Source organism: Pseudomonas sp. SIMBA_068, from assembly GCF_046534705.1.
GTDB lineage: Bacteria > Pseudomonadota > Gammaproteobacteria > Pseudomonadales > Pseudomonadaceae > Aquipseudomonas > Aquipseudomonas putida.
Genome location: NZ_JAWRYI010000735.1, coordinates 1 through 264, shown reverse-complemented (window position 1 = coordinate 264; position 264 = coordinate 1). Strand labels below are relative to the sequence as shown.

General features: G+C 34.5%; 1 pseudogene. It reads right to left on the bottom strand.

Annotated features, from left to right (window positions below):
• Positions 1-84: 84 nt before the first annotated feature.
• Positions 85-264: pseudogene (locus tag SB756_RS31205) on the bottom strand (redox-sensitive transcriptional activator SoxR); the annotation flags it as partial.

Below are 264 nucleotides of genomic sequence, written 5' to 3'. Positions count from 1 at the left end.
ATATATTAATGAATGAACATTTAATAATCAATGATTTATTAAATATTCATGTCACTAGTTTTTTCACTAATCACATTGTGTGATTTAACCACTTTTTAACAATACAGCTCCACTTTGCTCACTCCCTAAATGATCGTCTTTATTATAAATAGGGCAGCTTTTAAGTGATAAACACCCACAGCCAATACATCCATCTACGCGGTCGCGTATGCGTTGCATATACGCTATGCGTTCATCTAATTGAGCTTGCCAGCGTTTTGAAAG